The organism is Pontibacillus sp. ALD_SL1 (assembly GCF_017355605.1).
Window position 1 is genome coordinate 3658253 of the sequence record NZ_CP062974.1, and the last position, 23882, is coordinate 3682134.

Here is a 23882-nt window from a genome sequence, read left to right on the forward strand (position 1 = left end):
TTTAAGCCAGGGCTTGCTCGGGGACTGCGAGACTCCCGCGGGAAAGGAGCCTAGTGAAGACCCCGCAGTGAGCGTAGCGAATGAGGAGGCTTCCCAGCTCCCCGCAGGAAAGCGAGTTGTCCCCGAGCAAGCCCAAGCACTCATAAACGTAACGGCCCCATACCACATAAAAGCGCTTAGAGTTGATGAACTCTAAGCGCAATCGTCTTGTTTATCTTCGGTCCCAAGGGAAGTCTGTGCCAAATTTACTTGCAAATTCTTTCGATACACTGCGACGTGCTTTACGTTGTGTAGCGCGATCTGCTGCACCGTCGTGTAACCATTTCTCTTGTTCCGTTTCTGGGTAAACTTGAGGTACTTGAGAAGGGTTATTGTTTTCATCAACAGCGACCATTGTTAAGAATGACGTCGCACATACTTTACGCTCTCCTGATAAAAGCTCTTCTTTCACGGCTTTTACGAACACTTCCATAGATGTGTTTTTCGTCCATGTTACAAAAGCTTCTAAACAAATTGCGTCACCTGCATTTACAGGGTATAAGAAGTCAACCGAATCTGTTGAAGCGGTCACAACATTACAGCGAGCATGACGGGTAGCTGCGATTGCAGCCACGTCATCGATATAAGCCATTAACTGACCACCAAACAGCGTTCCGTGATTGTTCGTATCTGTAGGTAATACGTGAGAATTTTTGACTACTAATGATTCAATACAAGGTTTTTTATCCATATCTACTGCCTCCTCTAATCTCCATTCATAGTATACCAACAATATTTCCTTCTATGTTTACGTGTCTTAAAAAGGGAAAGAAGATAACTTATATGAGAACGTTCCCTCAAGGACTCATCTTCACACTACTTTTTTGCTATAAAGCGCTCACAAGTATCGAAGAAAGTAAATGTAGCGAAAGCTTCCCTAATCAAAAAAACGCTTAGAGCATTCAACTCTAAGCGTGGTCCTTTAACTATTCATGTAATCTTTATTAGACGAGGATATTACTCAAGCGGTTTTGCATCATAACTCGACCCCGTCCAGTCTGTGAGATCCGAAATTGTCTGCCATAGTTTTGGATAGAATTCATATTTAACCCCGCGTTTAAGTGCTTGAGCAGGAATGCCTTTTAAGCTTTGGGTATTTAATCCAATCATGCGACGTACCAGTTGGATATGAGAATGCCTGAAGGATTGAAAGTTCTCATCAAATCGGATCAGTGCCTGCAAGAGGTCGAATAATGCTCTATGTTCATCTGGATTTTTATGGATGTCAAGTGGTGAAAGGCCTCTCGTGGTTAACAGCTTCTCACAAGGATCCCAAAGTGTTGGACCTAAACGAAGCACTTCATTAAAGCCAGGCGAGTCCTGACCACTCCCCTGTCCTAGAGCTAAACGAATCGTATGGTAATCTTTTGGACTAATGACTTTCACCATGTCAAATACATTCGGGAGGTGATCGAGATGCATATTTACTCTTCTTAGCTGGCTAGTCGCTTCTTCGATTTCATTGTGCTCCATATGAGCATCTGCTAAGTGTATATATTGAATCATTAATTTAAAATGGAGTTCTGCAATCTGATGAATCATTTGAAAAGTTAATTCATCCTGACAAGCCAGCTCACCCTCTGTTTTTTGAAGACTTAATAATTCCTCTGTACGAATATACTTCTCATAATCTGTTACCACTTTCCCTTTTGAATCACTCATACATGTATCCCCTTCCTTCATTTAGAAAGATCATAATGTTTATTAAGCGATGACACCTCGTTTATTCTCGTACTTCTCATAAAGCCTATGTTCCATAATTTCTTTCAACACTTGCATCGTTTCCCAAACTTCTACATACGACGTATAAAATGCAATTGGCGCTAAGCGAATGACGTTCGGTGAACGGAAGTCAGGGATTACCCCTTTATCTTTTAAAGCCTTACAGATGCGCGCCGCTTCTTTGTGCTCTAAACAAACGTGCCCTCCACGTCTGTCGTCCTCTATTGGATTTCCAATTTTAAAACCAAATCCTTGAAGCTCGCGTTTTAGTAACTCCATCATGTACTGCGTAGATTTTAAAGATTTTCGACGAATCGCTTCAATGCCCGCTTCATTAAACAACTCAAGAGAGCCGATGAGAGGAGCAACACTTAATAAATGCGGGGTCCCAATTTGATAAGCCCCTGCTGTCTGAGCTGGCTGAAAGGTGTGATCCATATCGAATTGCTTATCTTTATCAGATCCGAACCAACCACTTAACCCCGGTGTTTCGTTCAAGTGGCGCTCATGTACGAACAAACCTCCTACTCCTCCTGGACCGCTGTTTACGTACTTGTAGTGACACCAATATGCGAAATCCACTCCCCATTCATGAAAGTGATGGGGAACAACACCAACAGAATGACACCCATCAAAGCCAATCAAGATTCCTCTTTTATGCGCTTCTTCTGTTAAGCGCTTAATATCCAGGAGCTGACCACTTCGGTAAAGGACAGTTGGCAATACAATGAGAGCAATGTCCTCCGTCATCGCGTCGATGATATCAACTTCATTTATTTCCCGTCCGTCACGACTTTTCACTTGAACGAGGTGTTCATCAGGGTCATACCCTTTTAACTCAAGCTGACTCTTGAGAGCATAAATGTCGGATGGGAAATTCAATTCATCTGCCAGTATTTTCGTACGATTATTTTCTGGTTTATAAAAAGTTGCAACAAGCTGATGCAAGTTTACTGTCGTAGAACCAGTGACAATCACTTCTTCCTTCTTTCCTCCGACAAGACTAGCTGATTGTTCGCCAAGCTGTTCAGAAAGGTAATACCAAGGGTGTTCTCCTTCAGTCCAACCACCAATGCCTAGTTGCTTCCATGAATCTAGTATACGGAAAACCGACTGCTCAGCACGTTTGGATAATAGACCAAGAGAATTCCCGTCCATATAAAGTGTGCCTTCTTGTATGTAAAATTCATCGCGAAAATGTGATAACGGATCTTGCTGATCTAAGCTTTTAGCATAATCTTTTGACGTATCCATGTAACCATCTCCCTTTCCCTCTATAATAAGCCTAATCGATTTATGAAAACGCTGTCAATTAAGTGATGCATTTATCCAGTCAAATCGATGGCTATTTTATTTTAAGATTATATATGTAAAATACACAAAGTATAAAGTAATAAAAAAACAAGGATTTTCATAACGAAAATCCTTGTTTCTAATCTTTATTGCTTTGATTCTTCTATAATCGTCGACAGTTCTTCCCATCGTTCCATCGCTTCTTCAAGTTGTTCTTCTAGCTGTTGCATTTCATCCATCAATTCTTGTGCCCGAACAGCATCACTACCTGTTTCGGTAATTTCATTTTGAACTTCTTCATAACGAAGCTCTAATTGTTCAATACGATCTTCAATGCTATTCCATTCTTGCTGTTCATGATACGAAAGCTTGCGACGTTTCTGGCGCTGGTGCGGAGAGGCTTTCTTTTCCTCTTTTGCCTTTTGACGTTCCGCCGCTAATGCTTCGCCTTCTTCTTGTTTACGAATATCGAGATATTCTGTGTAGTTCCCTTGAAATCTTCGGATACGCGTGTCTTCAAAAGCGATTAAATGATCGACCACTCGATCAAGGAAGTACCGATCGTGAGATACCGTGATCACTACCCCAGGGAATGCATCGAGGTATTCCTCAAGTATGGTTAACGTTTGAGTATCAAGATCATTTGTTGGCTCATCCAGCAGTAAGACGTTTGGTTCTTGCATTAACACGCGCAAGAGGTACAAACGACGTCGCTCTCCACCTGAGAGCTTAGAGATATATGTCCACTGCATATAGCGAGGGAACATGAAACGCTCAAGCATCTGTTCAGCCGTAATCGTATCCCCTTCAATGGTTTCAACGACTTCTGCCTCTTCCTTGATGTACTCGACTACGCGTAGGGACTCATCCATTTCTTGGTGATCCTGTGTGTAGTAGCCGACTTTGACGGTTTGCCCCGTCGAGATCACTCCGGTATCTGGCTCGATCTTGCCTGCAATCATATTCAGCAATGTTGTCTTCCCGCTTCCGTTTGGCCCAATAATACCAAGACGCTCTCCTGGTACCACCAGATAACTAAAATCATCGACAACGGTACGGCCTTCATAGGATTTAGTAACACCTTCAAGTTCAAACACATCATTCCCTAACCGGGTTGAACCGATGGCAATATCAACCTCTCCATCTGCTCGGTCTACTTTCTGATCACGAAGTGCTTCTGCGCGGTCTTTCCTAGCTTTTTGCTTTGTACCACGCGCTTTAGGGCCACGTCGCAACCATTCAAGTTCCCGACGAAGCGTGTTTTGGCGTTTCTGTTCGTTTGCTCTTTCCTGTTCTTCGCGCTCTGCCTTCTTTTCTAAAAACACTTCATAGTTTCCGTCGTAAATATAAAGGTTTCCTTTATCCAATTCGTAAATACGATTCGTTACACGATTTAAGAAATAACGATCGTGTGTAACCACTAAAAGAGACCCTTTATATTGACCCAAGAAACTTTCCATCCATTCAATTGTTTCATTGTCCAGATGGTTGGTCGGCTCATCTAAAATAAGCAAGTCAGCTGGTTGAATAAGCGCTTTTGCAATGGCCACTCGTTTCTTTTGTCCACCTGATAAGGCACTAACAGATTGATCAAAGTTACGAATTCCAAGCTTTGTTAGAATGGTTTTCGCAACCGTGTTCGCCTCCCATGCATCATGCTCATCCATCTTTTGCTGTGCTTTGTAGAGGTGTTCTTGCTTTCTTTCATTTGTAGGTTCTCCTTCTAAATCACGTAACGCTTGTTCATAGTGACGCATCGTTTTCATGATTGTGGATTCACCGTAGTAAATTTGCTCAAGCACAGACAGATCATGATTTAGCTGTGGTTCCTGAGGCAAGTACTCGATATGAAAGTCATTGGCATGATCCATAGTTCCTTTTTCAGCAGAGTCTACGCCAGCCAACACTTTTAAAAGCGTTGATTTCCCCGTTCCGTTCACACCAATTAATCCTATACGCTCTCGTTCTCCAATCGTAAAGGAAATTTCGTTAAAGAGATCTTTATCTCCGTACGTCTTATATAAATTTTCCACTGATAAAATGCTCATATGTAGCCCTTCCTTTATCTAGACGTTTCTGATTAATAAACCTTTTTGACACGGCCTACTTGTCCGTCTTCAAGTCTTACTTTAATGCCATGAGGATGTGAACTTGATTTAGTTAATAAATCCTTCACGATTCCATGTGTTAGCTTTCCTGTACGTTGGTCTTGCTTCAATACAATATCAACTTCTTTACCTGGTTGGATGTCTTTTCGATTCTGTCCGTTCATCATTTGCAACTCCCATATCTTTTTAGTACTACCTATTATAAAGGATTTTAAGGATAAAAAACACAAAGAGCCATTTAGCTACCAAGGTGAGCACTTTTCTTTTGAACAAGTCATCGCCACGGTATAACTGTACTCACGGTTTAACAAACCACTACTCGCATAAATTTGTGAGAGTAACTTAAACTAAGGTGCATTTACTTCAAGGAGGTTACTATATGAGTAACAAAAAAGTTCTAATGGTCGTAACAAACCATACGAAAATCACTGATGATCATAAAACAGGCTTATGGCTTGAAGAATATGCTGTGCCTTATAATGCATTTAAAGCAGCCGGATACGATGTGAAAGTCACAAGTATTCAGGGTGGAGAAGTCCCTCTAGATCCTAATAGTATTCCAGAAGAAGAAGTAAGCGAATGGGCCGAAGCTCAGGAGCTTCTAAAAGATACGGCTAAATTAACAAAAGAGGATGCTCAAGGATTTGACGGCATCTTCCTTCCAGGTGGACATGGTACCATGTTTGATTTTCCTGATAGCGAAACGCTCCAGTACGTGCTTCAGCAACACGCTGAACAAGGCAATGTAATTGGTTCTGTGTGTCACGGTCCAAGCGGTCTTGTCAACGCCACTTACGAAAATGGACAACCGATTGTAAAAGGAAAGAAAGTCACTGGTTTCACAGATTCTGAAGAAATCGGAATGAATTTAGATCAGCATATGCCATTCATGCTTGAAACAGAATTGCGTAACAAAGGTGCTAATTTCTCTAAAGGAGAAGATTGGTCCGTTCACGCTGTACGTGATGGGAACCTTGTTACTGGTCAAAACCCAATGTCTAGTGAAAGTGCTGCAGAGAAAATGGTTGAAGCATTAAAAGAACAATAACCATTTGCTTTCACAAAAACAGAAAAGCGCAACTCCTGTTATAGGAGTTGCGCTTTTTATGATTTAAATTTCTTTGACCTTGTATACTTCACGTGTTGCTACTAAATCCGCCGTATTTTCTCGATACGTTTTGTAATGATCTGATTCAATATGGTGATTTAAAGCATCCATATCTTTATATTGTTCATGTAGCACAAGCGTCTCATCTTCAATCGACTTATGAAGATCATATTGCAGACAGCCCTCTTCTTGAATTGAAGCTTGTTGAGCTTTCTTTAATTCTTGTAGCATTTGCTCCTCCGCACCTTCTTTGGGTGTGAAAATGGCTGTAATAGAGATCTTATCCATATGAATCACTCGCTTTCTTTTCTAATCTGTTCAAACCTATCACACACTATTCACATTTCCTATCAATCCGCTTACTGGCTAGGAGAATACGGGAAGACAAGTCGGAATACCGCCCCACCCTGCTCCTTGTTACTCACATGGATTGTACCGTGACTTCGTTCAACAATGGCCCTTGAAATAGCAAGACCTAGCCCTGTTTCTCCTTCTTTCCCTTTTACAAATCTATGGAATAGTTGAGGGAGTAACTCCTCTGGAACCCCTTCGCCGTCATCTTCAATCTCTAATATAAACTGGTTATCTCCCGCGTATGCACGTAAGTTCACTTCAGATGCTGCGTGTCTTATTCCATTTCCTACAATGTTAATCAGTGCCTGGAGCATCTTTTCTTCGTCAACGTAAAGATGTTTGTTTTCCTCAACTGTAACGTTTAACGAGATCCCTTTTTCTGAAGCGAGGAAATACATTCGTTCTTTTGTGTCTTCGAAGAGTTGTTGGACAGGTGTATATACCGGGTTATAAATTCCATCTTCGCTGTCGAGTTTGGCTAACAGAATAATCTCATTAACAATCTTCTTTAACCGATCACTCTCTTTAACAATAAGATCTAAACTACGGTCTGCCGCCTCCCCTTCAAAGACTCCGTCTTTCACTCCTTCTGCATATCCTTGAATGGTCATAAGAGGGGTTTTCAATTCATGCGAAGCATTTTGGAAGAAGTGCTTCTGAGAGCGGATGTACTGATCCAATTCCTTGGCCATATCCATGACGCTCTGTTCGACTTCTCCAATTTCACCACTTGCGTTGACTGGTTTAATTTCATTGAATTGACGATTCTCAATCTTTTTCACTTCCCTCTTCAATCGACTTAGAGGGGTAACAAGTCGCTTCGTTAATAAGTAACTAAATAATATAGCTATGGCAATTCCAATTACGAAGACAATCATCATGCGCACAGCAAAGATGGACTGAATAGCCTGAAGCTCTTCTACAGGTGTAGCTAAGATTAGCAAGTATTCTTGTCCTTGGAAACGATAGCCGAGTTTTGACACTACATAGTTTTCCCCATTCATTTTACGAAGACCCTTTTGCTCGTCTTTTGTTTCAAATTCAGATGCCCAACTTCTAGCCGTTGGTTCTGGAAGATTCGTTGCCAGTGGAGAGTTTTCATCAGGATCCATAATCAAGATCTTATAGTCGTTACTTTCAATCAGTCGACTCAGCTTGCCTCTTCCGGATGGGTCTTCATATAAAAAATTTAAAATTAAGTTCCCGTTGGTTTGGAGCTCATCCTGCTGGTCTTGAATAAGGATATCAAGCAATAAGGAATAGATAAAAAAGGCTGTGACTGACATGATAATAATCAACAGCGCTGTAAAGGCAGCATTTAATTGATACAGTAGCTTCATCGTTTACGCCTCGCGTTCCCGTAAGCGGTACCCATAACCCCAAACGGTTTCAATAGGGACATCAGCAAACTTTTTCCGAAGTCGCTTTACTAAATCATCAACAGCTCGATCACTTCCAAAATAATCGTCGCCCCATACTTTATAGAGAAGTTCATCTCGGGAAAAAGCTCGATTTGTTTGCGAGACCAGAATTTGAAGTAAGCTGAATTCTTTAGCCGTCACCTCAACTTCTTCCCCCTGCCAAAATACCCTTCGTTCTTCAATAGAAAGGGTAAGATCCCCGTTCTTTAAGGTTGGCTCACTTTCAGTTCCCTGATTTTCTTTATCATGATACTTCTCCCATCGCTTTACCATTCGATTCACACGTGCTACAAGTTCACGAGGGCTGAATGGTTTCGTTAAGTAGTCATCACTCCCAAGCTCTAACCCAAGTACTTTATCGACTTCTTCATCTCGAGCTGAAATGATAATAATTGGAACATCTGATTCTTGGCGGATTCGGCTACAAAAGTCATACCCATTCATACCAGGAAGCATAATATCTAGCACCCACAGATCGGGAGGTGTTTCCTGCCACATGTCCCATGCCTTCTCGGCTGTATCTACACTTTCAGTCTTATACCCTTCCTTGTGTAAATAGGCTTCAACGATTTCTCGGATATGAGGATCATCTTCTACAATCCCTATAATCGCACCCTTCAAGTCTACTCCTCCTTCACATATTTTCTTTCTATTATTGTGCCACATTAGAGAAGTGGAGGCGACTGGTTCGTACGGGAGGGATGTGTAAATTGCGGGTGACGGGGGACTGCAGGGAGTTTGCTTATGACACTAGGTATCTAGGAGCCCCAGCTAGACATGGTTAGGGCCAATGAAGCCTGTGGGAAGTTTGGCCCCTGGGCACCCCCCTCCGCTTTTCGTGGTGTCTAGCTGCGGGCCGCAGACACTCGGGACATAAGCCAATCCCCTCTGTGAGGAAGAAACACCTCACAGAGGGGATTGGCTTATGCCTGCCGTGTCTAAGCAGCGGCCCTCCGCTTTTCTTTTTGTCCAGCTGCGGGGGCTAGGGGCTAGCGAGATAAGCAATCTACTTCCAGTCTGCTATGCAGACTGGAAGTAGATTGCTTATCCGTACGCCCCTGACCAAGCCCCCTCCGCTTTTCGTGGTCTTACACATTTTTTACACATTTGTTCCGAAGATTTGCCAAAGGTGTTGGTTAGAATATGAAGTACAAGATATTTAAAGAAATCATTTTACAATATAGAAAGGTGGTTACTTGCATGAGTGAGCAGTTTAATAATGAGCAGGAGAGGCGTAAGGGGGATCAGCGTAGTTATTATGGTTGGTTAGTTCAGTTTGCTTCTACTGCTTTTATTGTGACGGTTTTACTTGTGGGTGGGGCTTTTGCTTTGTTTAAGTTGAACGTGTTGCCACTTGAGTCGAATGTTGCTGCGCAGGATTCTGCTGAGAGTAATGGGGAGAGTATTTCCATTGAGGAGTCTAAGTCTGAAGGGGATACTTCAGATGTTGTTCAGGCGGTTAATAAGGCAACTGATGCTGTTGTGGGTGTAACGAAGTATGAACAATCTCAATTGTTTGCAGAAAACAATAAGGCTGGCACAGGTTCTGGGGTTATTTATAAGAAAGAGAACGGTGAAGCTTATGTTGTAACGAACCATCACGTTATTGAAAATGCACAATCTATTGATGTCACGTTAAGTGATGGGGAGAAAGTAGAAGCTGAGCTTTTAGGAAGTGATCCTTTAACAGACTTAGCTGTATTGAAGATTGATGCTAAACATGTGAAGCAAGTTGCTGAGTTTGGTTCTTCTAGTAATCTACAGGTTGGGGAAACAGCGATTGCGATCGGTAACCCGCTTGGTTTAGAATTTGCAGGCTCTGTGACGAAAGGAATTATTAGTGGTCTTGAGCGTACGATGCCAGTTGATTTGAATAAAGACGGGCGCGCTGATTATCAGACAGAGGTTCTGCAAACGGATGCAGCGATTAACCCTGGTAACAGCGGCGGGGCATTGATTAACAGTGCAGGCCAAGTTATTGGGATTAACTCTATGAAGATTGCTCAGCAGGAAGTAGAAGGATTAGGCTTTGCGATCCCTTCTGAAACGGCGAAGCCAATTATCGAAGATTTAGAGAAGAACGGTGAGGTATCACGCCCATTCATTGGTGTATCCACAATGGACCTTTCATCTGTTTCCGCCTATCATATCGAGAATACGTTGAAGCTTCCTGGCGATATTAAAGGCGGTGTACTGGTAGCAGATGTTGAACAAGGGTCTCCTGCGTCTCAGGCTAACCTGCAACAATATGACGTGATTGTTGGAGCCGATGGTGAAGAGATTTCAAATCTAGTTGATTTACGCAAATATATGTATGAAGAGAAAGAAGTTGGCGACTCTATGGAACTTTCCTTCTATCGTGATGGAGCGAAACAGTCAGTCACAATCACGTTATCTAAATAATAAAGGGGTTTTACGATGATGAAAAAGAAAGTACTCACATTTTGTGTAGCAGCGCTTGGAGCTTTAACGCTCTCGGCCTGCAGCAATGCTTCAGCTGACGGTGATGTCGTTGCTGAAACAGCAAACGGAAATATCACTAAAGACGAATTTTACAATAAACTTGTCGACCAATACGGCGACGCAGTATTAAAGGAAATGCTTTATGACACTGTTCTTTCAGAAGAGTACCCTGTTTCTGAGGAGGATGTTCAAGCTGAGATTGATAAAGTGAAAGAGTCTTACGGTGATCAGTTTGAATCTGCACTACAGCAAAATGGATTTAAAGATGAAGCTCAATTTAAAGACTTTCTAAAAACGCAACTGCAAAAAGAGAAAGCCACTACTCAAGGGGTAGAAGTTACCGATGAGGAAGTGAAAGAATACTACGAGAATATGAAACAAGAAGTGCAAGCCAAGCATATTTTAGTGGAAGATGAAGAAACAGCAAATGAAGTCATAGAGAAGCTAAATAATGGCGGAGACTTCGCTACCCTTGCTAAGGAATATTCCACAGATTCTTCATCAGCTGAAAATGGTGGTAACCTTGACTATTTCTCAACTGGTGACATGGTCTACCCATTCGAACAAGCTGCCTATAACCTTGAAGTCGGAGAAATTAGTGAGCCTGTTCAATCGGATTATGGCTACCACATCATTAAAGTAACGGATAAACGCGAGAAAGAAGACACATCTTCTCTTGGTACGTTTGATGAGATGAAAGATCAATTAAAGACAGAGCTTCTAAATAGACAAGCTAACACTGAGAAGCTCTCAGACATTATGAATAACGCGGAAATCAACATTAACAACAAAGTTCTTAAAGAGAAAATCTCATTCTAAAACCAATAAAAGGGGAAGCTTGCCCTCCCTCCCCTTTTCACATAGATTCAATAGAGTGACTGGTTTATCATAAATAGATTCTAGAACGATTTCCCCCTCCCCCCTGAGGCTGCTTATTCTATAGTAAGCAGCCTCTTATTATGCTTTAAAGCAAAAAAGCGTGCCAGACACCCTTTATCCTACTAAAGGGTGTCTGGCACGTGTGATTATTCCCAAAGGCTGATGCCTTCTTTGTTTTTAATTTGGTCTTTGGAGAATTTCGTTTTATGTTCTTTCTTTCGATCGCTGCGATAATCCAGAAGGACTTCCTTGGCAACCCCAGAGAGGCGAACGATGGCATATAGGTTAATAAGTGCCATAACTCCCATCGTAATGTCTGCTAGAAGCCATACAAGATTAAGCTTGGCCATGGCTCCAAAGAAGACCATCGCTAGAGCTGCAAGGCGATACCAAAAGATTCGTTTTGGACTGTTCTTAATAAATTGCATGTTCGTCTCGCCGTAATAATAGTTCCCAATAATTGAGCTAAAGGCAAAGAACAAGATGGCAATGGCAACGAATGTATTCGCCCAAGAGCCAATATGAGTTTCAAACGCCTGTTGAGTAATTTGAATGCCTACTGCATTTTCTTGATTCATATAAGAAGCCGGATCTCCTGAAGAGATAATAATAAACGCTGTGGCTGAACAAATTAGAATCGTATCAACAAATACACCTAGCGTTTGAATAAGTCCCTGTTTGGCCGGGTGAGATACCTCTGCAGCAGCTGCTGCGTTTGGTGCACTACCCATACCGGCTTCGTTAGAGAATAAACCACGTTTAATACCGTTTAGGATTGCCGCACCAAAGGCACCCCCTGCGACTTCTTCAATACCGAAGGCGTTCTTGAAAATAAGTACGAACATATCTGGTATAGCACCAATATTTGTAATTAACACATACCCTGCTAAAATTAAATATAAAATTGCCATAACTGGAATAAAGATCTGTGTCACTTTTGCAATACGTTGAATACCGCCGAAGATAACAGCAGCTGCCCCTATTACGAGAACGGCACCAATCAGCACTTTATTAATCGAAAATGACTCTTCAAATGCTAAGCGAATCGTATTTGATTGTACGGCACTAAATACAAGACCATACGTAAATGTAATAATAATGGCAAAAGCAATACCAAGTTTTCGATTATTTAGCCCTTTCTCCATATAATAAGCCGGGCCACCGCGATAACCTTCTTCATCTTTTACTTTGTAAACTTGAGCAAGAGTACTCTCTACAAAGCTAGTAGCAGATCCTAATAAGGCGATGATCCACATCCAAAAAACAGCGCCAGGTCCACCAACGGAGACTGCTAAGGCTACCCCACCTAAGTTCCCGGTACCAACACGAGAAGCCGTACTAATCGTGAAAGATTGAAAGGCAGATGTTCCTCGACCATCATTTTTTAATGACTCTTTCTCAAACAAAACACGAAACATCTCACCAAACAAACGGAACTGAATAAAGCGCGTGATGACTGTGAAATAGAGTCCAACCCCAAGTAAGACAGCAATTAAAATATAGCCCCACAAGGCTGTGCTGATGTTACCTAAAAAATCCATTAACATAGGTTTTCACTCCAAATTAAGTATTTCTGTAAAGTTCTTTCGATTTAAACTATCTTTTCATTATACTTAGCAAGCTTTTCAGAAGAAATAGTTTCAAAAAAATTGAGCACTTCTTCTTTATTCCATATAATCACCATCCTATTTACTGCTGTATTTCCTTTTGTTTACAATTTGAAACATCAAAATTGACAGCGCTTTCATTTTTGGGCTCTAAGCCGGAAGAGACCGTTATGTTTGATGAGTGGTTGGGCTAGCTCAGGGACAACTCGCTTTCCTGCAGGGAGCTGGGAAGCGAGTGGTTTCCAGGCCCACCTTATACTCAATTAAAGCAAACGGAAACATTCTCTCAACTCCGACAAATCCAGACCGATTCTTGAAGAATCCAAAAAAAAAGACTTGGAATCCAAGTCTTATAACTGTCGCACCAAGCCACTTACATGTCGTCCGGTGGCTATTCCAGAGCGGAAAGCACTCTCAAATCGAGTACGGCTTGCTTCATCGTCTTCATGTAAGAATGTATCACCCGCTATATATAAAGGAAGTGCTTCATGTAAGTTCAAAAATGGTTTATGAATAATGTTTGTTGATTGAGCATATCTCCATCTCTTAATCTGAACTGAACGGATGCTACTTATGGTACAATAGTCCTTTATCTTTTCTTTCATCTGGTGAATGATTTCACTTTCATCTTCTTCAAAATACTCCTTACTCCACTCTCCATCCATGTACATGCTTATAATACACTTTTCTGTTATTCCTTTTTTATAGTGGTCGACGATTCTTTCTACTCCACTTGGGAGGTTTTCATCCTTGTGCCCTGATGGGGGAAGAGACGTATTTGACGTTACTTCAAACAGTCCTACAAAGGCAGGATCGACGTTTATTCTTTTTACTTTTTCAAGAACATCAGAATCCACAGACACAGTACTTTTTTCAAGTAAAGCAATCGTTTGAGGTAGAGGGGACGTGATAATAAGAGCACCCGTAGTACAGGTTTCACCAGATTCTGAAGTAAGCTGGAACCCACCTATAGATTCTTTTATTGTGGTTATACGTGTTTCGAGCACTGGATCGAGATCTTCTGCGAGTCTTTTGGCTAATGTATTCATACCATCTATGCTTGTATATCTAGGATAAGGATCACCAAACCAGTGTTTGACCCATCCTTTTTCTAACCAGTCATCAACGGATTGTTGAAGTTCGTTCGAACGTACAGTAAAGAATTGGGCCCCATGATCAGCTTTGCCGCCTTCTATCCTCCGTGTAGCCAGGCGACCTCCAACACTTCTTCCTTTATCAATAAGCTGAACATCCTCTACACCTCTCTCCACCAAAGTTCTAGCGGCCATAATGCCTGATAGTCCTGCACCTATGATTGTTACTTGAGCATCTCTCATGTGAACCCTCCAATATCTCATCTACTGCCCTTATACCCCATTTCATGAGTAATTATGAATCCCTTCACACATATTAGCCCATCGGATAAATCTTCTGATATCTGTTTATGTTAATCCTTAAAGGAGGTGAAGGAAAATGGCTAAAAGACGTAGTCAGCCTACCAATGTGAATGATGTGAAATCCCGAAACGCAAATTCTGGAATGAGCTACAAAGAAGTTGAAGAATACCTCGCCCAATCGACAGGTGGCCAAAACACGAAACAATACAGCAACACAAACCCAGCCACTGTCAGAAGAAAATTAGAATCAAAAAACTCAGAAAGCAACCCTTATTAAATTAACCTTTCACCGCTTTAAAGCAACTAGACGTGCCAGACACCCTTTACTTGTCTAAAGCGTGTCTGACACCCATCATTTGTTTAAAGCAAAAAAGCGCCCTTTGGGGGGCGCTTTTTAGGTTGTTGTAGATGGTTGTGCTGTTTCATATAAATCTGTGTCTTCTCCGTCTTTTGGCTTAAAGAAGAGTTCCCGATCTTTATAAAGGAAGAATACAGAGAGTATAAATGCCAGCAAATCTGAAAGAGGAAATGCGAGCCAAACGCCTATTACACCCAAGTTGAACAGATTAGGCAATATAAGCACAAGTGGAATGAGAAACATAACTTGACGAGCAACGGATAGAATAAACGCTGGCTTCGCCATTCCAAGTGCTTGATAAAGCCCTCCACTCACCACTTGAGCTCCAATTAAAATGGCTAGAGCGAAAATAATTCTCATCGATAATGCTCCTGATTCAATTACAGCCTGATCTCCTGTAAAGATCTTCATTAACATTTCAGGGAACACCATCATGACTACAAAGACAATGAGGGAGATTACGGTGGAAACCTTTAAACCGAGCCATATAATTTCCCTGAGACGTCCGTATTGTTTAGCTCCATAGTTGTAGCCAATAATCGGTTGCATGCCTTGAAGAACTCCGATCATAGGCATAATGGCAAGCATCGTAACCTTTTGGACAATACCGAAGACCCCTACCTCGAATGAGCCACCGTAACGAATCAGCATAGCATTAATGGCAATCATCATCGCACTTCCGCCCACTTGGCGAATAAAGGCCGGGAAGCCGATTACTAACACTTCTTTCATTAAATCAAATCGTGCTTTAAAGTATTCTAATCCAACATCAAGTGAGCTCTTTCCTGAGGTGAAATAGCGAAGCACGACAAGCGTTACGGAAGCTTGAGAAATAACGGTTGCAATGGAAGCCCCCCGCACCCCCATGTCTAATCCAAAAATAAAGATCGGATCGAGAATCGTATTTAAAACCGCCGGAATAATCATTGTAATCATAGCAAACCGTGAATTTCCTTCTGAGCGAATAATATTGTTAGACGCAAAAGCAAACCCAAAAAAGATCGACCCAAGCATTATAGGGAATAAGTACTCTTTAGCATACGGCATAATATCTGGTGTTGCACCGAACAAAGAAAGCAACGGTTCCATGAACGTAAACGCACCAACAAACGAAATAATACTTACAACAGAGATCATAATCACGAGGTTACCAAGCACCTCGTTCGCATCTTCTTTCCTGTCTTCACCAAGGCGTCTAGAAATAACAGAAGCGCCTCCAATTCCAACAGCAGCTGCAATTGCCATGATAATCAGCATGATTGGAAAGCTAATACTTACCCCTGCAATACCGTTAATCCCAACTCCACGCGCTATAAACAACGTATCAACAACGTTGTATAATGCCATAACAAACATACCGATCATGGCGGGCACTGACAAATTAAGAAGCAGCTTCGGAATTGGCTCTGTGCCAAGACGTTGACTTTGCTGTTTCATCCCCCACTCCCCCTTTACATTACTCTAAATGAAATGACTCTACATTTTGTTTCATCTTCTTTAGCCAGGAAATGATGACTTGTTGTTCTTCCATTGTAAAACCTTCTCCGAGCTGCTTTTCAATTCCATCAATTAAACTCCATAACTGACCTTCTATTTCACTACCTTTGTCCGTTAAAGAAATAAGCTTTGTTCGACGGTCTTCTGGACTTTGACGCTTATGGATTAACTCTTTCTTTAACAAGGAGTCCACTAAACCATTCATTGAAGACCCTTTGATGTATAACCGTTTCTGCAAGTCTCCTTGTGCTTGTTCCCCGTGTTCAGACAAGAAATACAAGACCTTCGATTGAGCCATAGTAAGGTCATATTCTCTGAGCTTTTGATTATATTGATTTTGTATAAAATGTGAGACAACATTAATGTGATAACCTAGTAAATTGTGAATATCTCGTTTCATTACTTAGCCTCCTAAGTATTTTTTAATTATATTTCGAGACACGAAATTTGTAAAGGTTTTCGCGAGATAAAATTCCTCATTTACACAAATGAGCACTCTCACCTTTATTGAGAACCAGATTAATGAAATTCTTGTTATCCGCATGCCCCTTTATACAAAAAAAGAGCCACCCAAAGGCAGCTCTTATTCACTCATTTTATTCACTTTATCCGTACAGGCTTCCATTCCAGCCAATAGAACGCCCCTTAACCCCTCATCTTCTAAACGAGCGACTGCTTCTATTGTAGAACCACCAGGTGAACAGACTTCATCTTTCAATTCTCCAGGGTGTTTTCCTGTTTCTTGTACCATTTTAGCTGCACCAAGAACGGCTTGCGATGCCATTCGATAAGATTGCTCACGGGTTAATCCTTGACGTACACCGCCATCTGCCATGGCTTCAATGATCATATATACATAAGCTGGTGAGGAGCCACTAATAGAAGGAACAGCTTTCATCTGACCCTCTTTTAAAATCTCCACCTCTCCAAAGCTTTCTAAAAGCTGAACAACAACAGCGAGTTCTTCTTTCGTAACTTGTTTGTTAGGGGAGATCGCTGTCATTCCTGTTTGAACAAGAGATGGTGTATTTGGCATCGCCTGAATGACCTTTACTTCTCGGCCAAACGCTTCTTCAATATCACTTGAGGAGATTCCAGGAGCAATCGTGATTACAATCGCTTCATCTTTCACAGAATGGCGCACTTCGTGAATAACTGCCTCGTATGAGTACGGCTTCACAGCGAGTATAAGAATGTCTGCCACTTCTGCAATTGCTCGGTTATCGTTGTTCGTTTGAATTCCGAACATCTCAAAGACATGATCAAGGGTAGCGGGAGTGAGCGCACTTGCAATAATCTGATCTTTCGGGATCACTTCTGATCCAACCATACCGCCAATCATCGCCTGAGCCATCTTACCGGAACCAATAAACCCAACTGTTTGCTGCATTACTGTTCACGTCCTTTTATTTCGTTCATAACTACATATTCAGTATTTAAGCGTAACAAGCTCTTTAAAAAAAAGCAACGCGGCTGTTTTTGTACACTTGTGGTTAAATACGGTGATCAACGACCAGTGCTTGCCTATTAAAGTTATCATAAAGCAGCAAATTAACTCACTCAGCTTACCATCCAATCTACAAGTTTTTCCTTACTGGGCTAAGAACCCTCTTGCTTCAAGAGCATCAATGGCTTCTTGAAGGTGAGCTTCATTTTTTGAGGTAATCGTGTGCATATGAATTCCTCCGGTTAACTCCAACAAATAAGAAGCTTTTTTGGAAGCTACTTTTTGTACGAAATCTTCTACTTCTTTTCGGTTGGAGATTCTAAGGGTAGCCGTCAAATCGCCATAAACAGGGTGTTCAACCGAAACATCTTTAATGACAACTCCGTGGTCAACAAGAATGTTTAGCTCTTCTTTCGTTTCTTCAGGTGAGTGCACACACGCCACCGTTCTTTCAAACACTTCACTTGGTGCGTCTTTCATGTACAGATACCCTTGGCTCGTGGCAATAATCGGTTCGTTTTTCGCTTTTAAAAGGGAAATATCACCGACAATAACCTGACGACTTACATTGGCACGCTTTGCCAATTCCCCTCCTTTAATAGGAGTACCCGTCTCCCTCAATATGTGTAATAGAAGGTGTCTTCTTTCTTCTCCTAAAATCTTTCGTTGTTCGCTCATCTGCTTACTCCTTCTTTTAACTTTGACGTTATTGTACCACAGCAGCCGTTCTTTCTTCGATTACAGAACGCAACCACCCGGCTAACGCCCTCACATCTTCTGTTGTATGATCTCGCCCAAATGAGATACGAATAAAGGTTTTTGCCTCTTCTTCCGTTTTGCCCATAGATAAAAGTGTCAGAGAGGGCTCTTGTGCTCCAATCTGACAAGCACTACCCGTTGAAAAGTGGAATCCATTCCTATTGCCTTCTAACATTAGCCATTGGCCTTCTACATGGTGGATCATCATGCCTATTATAGGCACTCCTACACTAGGTCTAACGAAATCCAATCGATCTGATACGCTTGAAAGCTCCTCCATAAAGAGACGCTTCCATTCTTCAATCCTGAGCTGCTTCTCAGAAAGATTTTTCACACTTTTCTCTGCCGCTACAGCGAAGGCTGCAATACCTGGTACGTTTAGTGTACCAGCACGCATACCAGACTCATGAACACCGTTTGGTAAAAAAGGGCGGTACGTATTCGCGGTTGATAAGTATAGGCCTCCTACCCCTTTTGGTCCAAAAACTTTGTGACTTGAAATTGTAAGACTATCTACATAGCGAGTTACCTGTTGCACATCAATCTTTCCGAATGATTGGACACAGTCACTATGAAGGAATGCCCCTGCCCCCTGACAAATGCGAGAGATTTCTCTTATAGGTTGAATGGTACCAATTTCACTATTCACATGGTGAACGGAAACGAGCGCCGTATCGGTCGTAATAAGAGACTTTAAGATTTCTAGATCAACAATCCCCGATCCTTTAAGAGGGAGCTTTGTAACCCTATAGCCTTCTGCTTCATATTTCATGGCGGTGTTTCTGACAGAGGAATGCTCTCCTTCTGATAGAATAATATGTTTTCCTGGATGTGCTGATAAAAGCGCTTGAAAGGCTAAGAAATTCCCTTCGCTTCCTCCGCTTGTAAAATATAATCCTTTCGCTTCTCCCCCTATTAGATGAGCCAGCGTTTCTCGGCAGTGCTCTAGAAGGCGGCTCGCTTTTGTCCCTTCATCGTGCAAACTTGTGCTATTTGCAAAATACTCCTTTGAAGCTCTCATGTAGGTCTCAAGAGCTTCTTCATCGATCGGACAAGATGCAGCATAGTCAAAATAGCGCTTCAATGTTCTCACCCTTCCCAAAATCCGTATAAAACTCTTGTCATAAGTTTAAATCTGTGTAAATATAAGTGTCAAGACACCTGTTAAAACAGGAGGGACTTATACGATGGAACATGCTGATGTATTAATTATTGGCAGCGGAATCGCTGCCCTGCAACTTGCTACATATTTGAGCAGGGATATGAATGTGATTGTTCTCACAAAGTCGTCCATCGGGGAAGGAAACTCCCCTTATGCCCAGGGTGGAATCGCTGCCTCCCTAGCACCTGAGGACTCGCCGTTTCTACATTATTCAGACACCTTGGAAGCTGGAAGGTTTATCAATCGAACAGAAGCTGTTTTACAACTTACGAAAGAGGCTCCAGAAATCATAAGAGATCTAGTAGATCGAGGTTGTGACTTTGACGTGGATGAAAGCGGCAACCTTCTACTCGGGATGGAAGGCTCTCACAGCCATAAGCGGATCGTTCATGGCGGAGGCGATCAAACAGGAAAAACCATTGTGGATTGCCTGCGCCAGCATGTTGGCGACCACATCAACATACGGGAAGATGCGATGGCTTACTCACTTCTTCTTGATCAGGCCGGAGCTTGCTGTGGAGCAAAAGGACGTGATTCAGACGGAACGACGCATACATTTCTTGCCTCCCATACCGTTCTTGCAACAGGGGGATGTGGTCAGCTTTATTCTTTCACATCAAATGCATCTTCTGCGACGGGAGACGGCCTAGCACTTGCTTATCAAGCAGGAGCAAAACTGACAGACATGGAGTTTGTTCAATTTCACCCAACTCTCCTTTACAAGGATCAAGAGACAAAAGGGCTTGTATCTGAAGCCGTTCGGGGCGAAGGAGGACTTTTAATAAACGAATCTGGGGAAAAGATTATGGAAAATGTCCACCCCTTGAAGGACTTAGCGCCGCGCGACATTGTGGCCCAGACCATATACAAGCAAATTGAGAATGGGCATGATGTGTATGTCGATATTAGCGGGATCCCTAAATTTTCTGAGCGTTTTCCAGCGGTGACTAGTCTGTGTCATGATTATGGCGTACAAATCGAGTACGGAAAAATCCCCGTGGCTCCTGGCTGTCATTTTTTAATGGGCGGTATTTATACCGATGAAGTAGGTGCCACATCTGTTGAGGGATTATACGCCATTGGAGAAGTGGCTTGTACAGGAGTACACGGAGCTAATCGTTTGGCTAGCAATTCGTTGTTGGAAGGACTGGTATACGGAAAACGGTTAGCTCTCCATTTATCCAGCACTCCACTACCATCCATCCGAAAACCAGTAATAAAAACGCCACAACCAGTATCACCTGTTAATTTGCCTTCCATTGCAGACATTCAGAAACGAATGATGCGAGGTGCAGGCATTGTTCGAACGAAAGAAACGTTACGAGATTTATTGCAGTGGCTTGAGGAATTCCAACTTGATGTCCAGCTCGACCACACTGTAGATTCTTGCAACAGGGACCAAATCACTCGATTGTTTATGCTGACTACAGCTTGGCTTATTACCACCGCAGCGCTTCACCGAGAAGAGAGTCGTGGTGGTCATTTTCGAGGTGATTTTCCATTTGAGAAAAAAGCGTGGGAATCAGTCCATATCGATCATTACATGCAAATAAGGAAGGGTGAACCAGATGAATACAGTAAAGCTACGGCCATTACTTGAACAATTTTTTATTGAGGATATCGGAGACGGAGATCTGACGAGCGATACACTCTTTGGGAGCCATTCTACTGGTGAAGTGCAATTTACAGCGAAAGGAAGCGGGGTATTTTGTGGGCAGTCTATTATTCTAGAAGGCTATCAAATAATCGATCCATCTGTTGAGATCACTCTTCATTGTAAGGACGGAGAGCGGATGAATGAGGGGCAGATATTAGCTACGGCACGCGGCAATATGGCATCTTTATTAAAAGGAGAGCGTGTTATCTTGAATCTTATTCAACGCATGAGTGGAATCACAACCCTCACTACACTAGCTGTTGATACGTTAGATAGTCCTCACACTCGTATATGTGACACCCGCAAGACGACACCTGGGCTTAGGATGCTAGAGAAATATGCAGTTCGAACAGGTGGTGGCTTCAACCACCGGAACGGCCTGTATGATGCTGTCATGATTAAGGATAATCATATTGCATTTGCAGGTTCCATTACCGCAGCTGTAAAGCAGATCAGGCAACAACTCGGTCATATGATTAAGATCGAAGTCGAGGCTGAAACAGAGGCTCAAGTAAGAGAAGCCATTGAGGCTCAAGTAGATTGCATCATGCTTGATAACCAGACCCCTGATTCGGTGAGAGAATTACAAAGGCTCATTCCATCTTCCATCACAACCGAAGCTTCAGGAGGTATTACATTAGATAATCTGGCTAACTACCGGTCTACGGGTGTTGATTACATTTCGCTAGGGTTTTTAACACACTCTGTTTCTTCATTAGATATAAGTGTAAATGCAATTACTCATAAGGAGGCATTAGCATGAATATATTTGAAGCGGTAGAAAGCAAGCACCCGCTACTACCAGATACGTATAAACAGATGACAAGAGAAGAGCTTGAGGACCGTGTTATCGGTGTAAAAAACCGAATGGGAGACCGACTTTATTTACCGGGGCACCATTATCAAAAAGATGAAGTGATCCAATTTGCAGATGCGCGTGGAGATTCACTCAAATTAGCTCAACTTTCAGCTGACAATAAAGATGCAGAAGCGATCGTTTTTTGTGGAGTTCACTTTATGGCAGAAACGGCGGATATTTTAACGGAGACGAATCAACGTGTTTACCTGCCTGATATGCGGGCCGGCTGCTCAATGGCGGATATGGCTAATCTTGATCAAACAGAAAAGGCTTGGAGTAAGCTTCGCGATTTGTTTGAAGATACAATCTTACCCCTCACCTATGTGAATTCTACAGCTGCTATTAAAGCGTTTGTTGGAAAATATGGCGGAGCTACCGTCACTTCCTCTAATGCACAAGCTATGGTGAAATGGGCATTCACTCAAAAGGAACGCATCCTATTTCTACCTGATCAACACTTAGGCAGGAATACCGCCTATGACTTAGGGATCCCGCTTGAACAAATGGCAGTGTGGGATCCGATTTCAGAGCAACTACTATATGAAGGACATTTAGAAGACGTTCTCGTCATTTTATGGAAAGGCCATTGTTCCGTTCACGAGAATTTTACCGTTCAAAACATAGAACACCTAAGAGAAACAAAACCAGATATGAAGATCATTGTTCACCCAGAGTGCAGGCGCGAAGTTGTGGCAAAATCGGATGATGCCGGATCCACAAACCACATTATTCAAACCATTGAAGCCGCTCCAGCAGGAAGTTCGTGGGCTATAGGTACGGAGATGAATTTGGTGAACCGGATTATTCAGGAACATCCCGACAAGCACATTATTTCCCTTAATCCAAACATGTGTCCATGCTTAACGATGAACCGAATTGACCTCCCCCACCTTGCATGGTGCCTCGAGGCAATTGAATCAGGTAAACCTCTTAACCTTATCAAGGTTGACAGTGATATTGCAGAATATGCAAAGGAAGCTTTAGATCGTATGTTAAGCCGCGCTTAAGATAAAGAGGGTAGCCTTTTGAAAGGCTACCCTCTTTTTGTTTATCCTAGGACGTTACGCGTTATGAAAATGATATTTAACACGACGAGTGCTGCTGTAATACTCTGTTCTGTTTTCGATCCTGTTTTAAATGTTATAAAGAACCGATAATAGCGTTTACTAAATGGATAGAGGATCGGTATGCCCATTTTCGTTAAGAAATCGCCAAATAAATGCGATACAATACCCGTCAAAAATCCGGCTAAGTAAAACAACGGAATGTCTAAGTAAATATGAAGCATATAGCTATAGGAAGCCATTAAGGCTATAAACGCAATCGAATGGGTAAACTTACGATGCCCTGAAAATACGAACAACAACGGAGATAAAATCATTAGTAAAAACTGCACGGCTTGATTTAAGCCTGGCGTTAAGATCTCCACTCCAACAAGGCAAACAACTAGCATAAATCCCCATCTCTCAAATGGCCCACCAAGCTTAGACTTTGGTGTATCAATGTCTGGAATTAACGATCCGATCACAACAGCTGCAAAGAACAGAACTGTTGCAAACATCTTATTAGGGATTACGTCAAACATATTATATAACGTAATCGCACCGATCCCCCAAGTAATCCCCATTACTTGGTGACTAGACGCAACCACATGCATCCACCCTCTCTGATGTACTCTCTTTTCGCTGAACACCTGGTTACGAAATCCAATGTTACTCAATTTTAGAAAATAGCGCAAGACCAAACATTACC

Annotated in this window: 23 protein-coding genes; 7 read left to right on the forward strand and 16 right to left on the reverse strand. The window is 42.1% G+C overall.

Features of this window, described 5'->3' with window-relative positions; translation table 11 throughout:
* Positions 1 to 211: 211 nt before the first annotated feature.
* The 5 genes from IMZ31_RS18115 to IMZ31_RS18135 all read right to left on the reverse strand — a co-directional run bounded on the left by IMZ31_RS18115 (position 212) and on the right by IMZ31_RS18135 (position 5326).
* Positions 212 to 730 (reverse strand): acyl-CoA thioesterase, encoded by a 519-nt coding sequence (locus IMZ31_RS18115; protein ID WP_207528635.1) that lies wholly within the window; start codon positions 728 to 730, stop codon positions 212 to 214.
* A 266-nt stretch (positions 731 to 996) separates the two neighbouring features.
* On the reverse strand, positions 997 to 1701 hold the full coding sequence (locus tag IMZ31_RS18120; RefSeq protein ID WP_207528636.1) for a tryptophan 2,3-dioxygenase family protein: 705 nt from the start codon (positions 1699 to 1701) through the stop codon (positions 997 to 999).
* A 42-nt stretch (positions 1702 to 1743) separates the two neighbouring features.
* The gene (gene kynU, locus IMZ31_RS18125; protein ID WP_207528637.1) at positions 1744 to 3015 is read right to left on the reverse strand and encodes a kynureninase; all 1272 of its coding nucleotides are present in this window, start codon (positions 3013 to 3015) and stop codon (positions 1744 to 1746) included.
* Between the two features lie 185 nt (positions 3016 to 3200).
* On the reverse strand, positions 3201 to 5102 hold the full coding sequence (locus tag IMZ31_RS18130) for an ABC-F family ATP-binding cassette domain-containing protein (RefSeq protein WP_207528638.1): 1902 nt from the start codon (positions 5100 to 5102) through the stop codon (positions 3201 to 3203).
* A 32-nt stretch (positions 5103 to 5134) separates the two neighbouring features.
* Positions 5135 to 5326 (reverse strand): YwbE family protein, encoded by a 192-nt coding sequence (locus IMZ31_RS18135; RefSeq protein WP_036780253.1) that lies wholly within the window; start codon positions 5324 to 5326, stop codon positions 5135 to 5137.
* A 215-nt stretch (positions 5327 to 5541) separates the two neighbouring features.
* On the opposite strand from IMZ31_RS18135, the gene IMZ31_RS18140 reads away from it, so the two are divergent.
* A complete protein-coding gene (locus tag IMZ31_RS18140) occupies positions 5542 to 6210 on the forward strand; it encodes a type 1 glutamine amidotransferase domain-containing protein (protein ID WP_207528639.1) in 669 nt (222 codons plus the stop codon).
* Between the two features lie 63 nt (positions 6211 to 6273).
* Here the strand turns inward: IMZ31_RS18140 and IMZ31_RS18145 are convergent, their stop codons facing one another.
* The 3 genes from IMZ31_RS18145 to IMZ31_RS18155 form a co-directional block, all read right to left on the reverse strand.
* Positions 6274 to 6558: a putative quinol monooxygenase gene (locus IMZ31_RS18145; protein ID WP_207528640.1), complete on the reverse strand. Its 285-nt coding sequence runs from the start codon at positions 6556 to 6558 to the stop codon at positions 6274 to 6276.
* Between the two features lie 71 nt (positions 6559 to 6629).
* Positions 6630 to 7964: a sensor histidine kinase gene (locus tag IMZ31_RS18150; RefSeq protein ID WP_207528641.1), complete on the reverse strand. Its 1335-nt coding sequence runs from the start codon at positions 7962 to 7964 to the stop codon at positions 6630 to 6632.
* Between the two features lie 3 nt (positions 7965 to 7967).
* Positions 7968 to 8666 carry a response regulator transcription factor gene (locus IMZ31_RS18155; RefSeq protein WP_242705609.1) on the reverse strand — a complete coding sequence of 233 codons (699 nt, stop codon included), beginning with the start codon at positions 8664 to 8666 and terminating at the stop codon, positions 7968 to 7970.
* Positions 8667 to 9245: 579 nt separating this feature from the next.
* Here IMZ31_RS18155 and IMZ31_RS18160 point away from each other — a divergent pair.
* Positions 9246 to 10448: a S1C family serine protease gene (locus IMZ31_RS18160; protein ID WP_207528643.1), complete on the forward strand. Its 1203-nt coding sequence runs from the start codon at positions 9246 to 9248 to the stop codon at positions 10446 to 10448.
* Between the two features lie 15 nt (positions 10449 to 10463).
* Positions 10464 to 11327: a peptidylprolyl isomerase gene (locus tag IMZ31_RS18165; protein ID WP_242705610.1), complete on the forward strand. Its 864-nt coding sequence runs from the start codon at positions 10464 to 10466 to the stop codon at positions 11325 to 11327.
* 206 nt (positions 11328 to 11533) lie between these two features.
* Here the strand turns inward: IMZ31_RS18165 and IMZ31_RS18170 are convergent, their stop codons facing one another.
* Positions 11534 to 12928: an alanine/glycine:cation symporter family protein gene (locus IMZ31_RS18170; protein ID WP_207530462.1), complete on the reverse strand. Its 1395-nt coding sequence runs from the start codon at positions 12926 to 12928 to the stop codon at positions 11534 to 11536.
* 416 nt (positions 12929 to 13344) lie between these two features.
* Entirely contained in the window at positions 13345 to 14331 is a 987-nt protein-coding gene (locus IMZ31_RS18175; RefSeq protein ID WP_207528644.1) for an NAD(P)/FAD-dependent oxidoreductase, read from the reverse strand.
* A 136-nt stretch (positions 14332 to 14467) separates the two neighbouring features.
* Here IMZ31_RS18175 and IMZ31_RS18180 point away from each other — a divergent pair, with 136 nt between their 5' ends.
* Positions 14468 to 14668, forward strand: coding sequence for a gamma-type small acid-soluble spore protein (locus IMZ31_RS18180; protein WP_207528645.1), 201 nt, complete (start codon positions 14468 to 14470; stop codon positions 14666 to 14668).
* A 117-nt stretch (positions 14669 to 14785) separates the two neighbouring features.
* On the opposite strand, the gene IMZ31_RS18185 is transcribed toward IMZ31_RS18180, so the two are convergent.
* The 5 genes from IMZ31_RS18185 to IMZ31_RS18205 form a co-directional block, all read right to left on the reverse strand.
* Complete coding sequence (locus IMZ31_RS18185) at positions 14786 to 16186, reverse strand: MATE family efflux transporter (RefSeq protein WP_207528646.1); 1401 nt, start codon at positions 16184 to 16186, stop codon at positions 14786 to 14788.
* 19 nt (positions 16187 to 16205) lie between these two features.
* Positions 16206 to 16646: a MarR family winged helix-turn-helix transcriptional regulator gene (locus IMZ31_RS18190; protein WP_207528647.1), complete on the reverse strand. Its 441-nt coding sequence runs from the start codon at positions 16644 to 16646 to the stop codon at positions 16206 to 16208.
* 183 nt (positions 16647 to 16829) lie between these two features.
* On the reverse strand, positions 16830 to 17636 hold the full coding sequence (proC, locus tag IMZ31_RS18195; protein ID WP_207528648.1) for a pyrroline-5-carboxylate reductase: 807 nt from the start codon (positions 17634 to 17636) through the stop codon (positions 16830 to 16832).
* A gap of 201 nt (positions 17637 to 17837) precedes the next feature.
* Complete coding sequence (locus IMZ31_RS18200; protein ID WP_207528649.1) at positions 17838 to 18371, reverse strand: transcription repressor NadR; 534 nt, start codon at positions 18369 to 18371, stop codon at positions 17838 to 17840.
* A 28-nt stretch (positions 18372 to 18399) separates the two neighbouring features.
* Entirely contained in the window at positions 18400 to 19536 is a 1137-nt protein-coding gene (locus tag IMZ31_RS18205; RefSeq protein ID WP_207528650.1) for an IscS subfamily cysteine desulfurase, read from the reverse strand.
* Between the two features lie 103 nt (positions 19537 to 19639).
* On the opposite strand from IMZ31_RS18205, the gene nadB reads away from it, so the two are divergent.
* From nadB to nadA, 3 genes are read left to right on the forward strand one after another with little or no spacing between them, the layout of a single operon-like run.
* Entirely contained in the window at positions 19640 to 21214 is a 1575-nt protein-coding gene (gene nadB, locus IMZ31_RS18210; protein WP_207528651.1) for an L-aspartate oxidase, read from the forward strand.
* Positions 21183 to 22034, forward strand: a complete 852-nt coding sequence (gene nadC, locus IMZ31_RS18215; RefSeq protein WP_207528652.1) for a carboxylating nicotinate-nucleotide diphosphorylase — start codon at positions 21183 to 21185, stop codon at positions 22032 to 22034. The genes nadB and nadC overlap by 32 nt, the downstream gene beginning before the upstream one ends.
* The gene (gene nadA, locus IMZ31_RS18220; protein WP_207528653.1) at positions 22031 to 23137 is read left to right on the forward strand and encodes a quinolinate synthase NadA; all 1107 of its coding nucleotides are present in this window, start codon (positions 22031 to 22033) and stop codon (positions 23135 to 23137) included. Before nadC ends, nadA begins: the two co-directional genes overlap by 4 nt.
* A 41-nt stretch (positions 23138 to 23178) precedes the next feature.
* On the opposite strand, the gene IMZ31_RS18225 is transcribed toward nadA, so the two are convergent.
* Entirely contained in the window at positions 23179 to 23781 is a 603-nt protein-coding gene (locus IMZ31_RS18225) for a metal-dependent hydrolase (protein ID WP_207528654.1), read from the reverse strand.
* Positions 23782 to 23882: the final 101 nt, after the last annotated feature.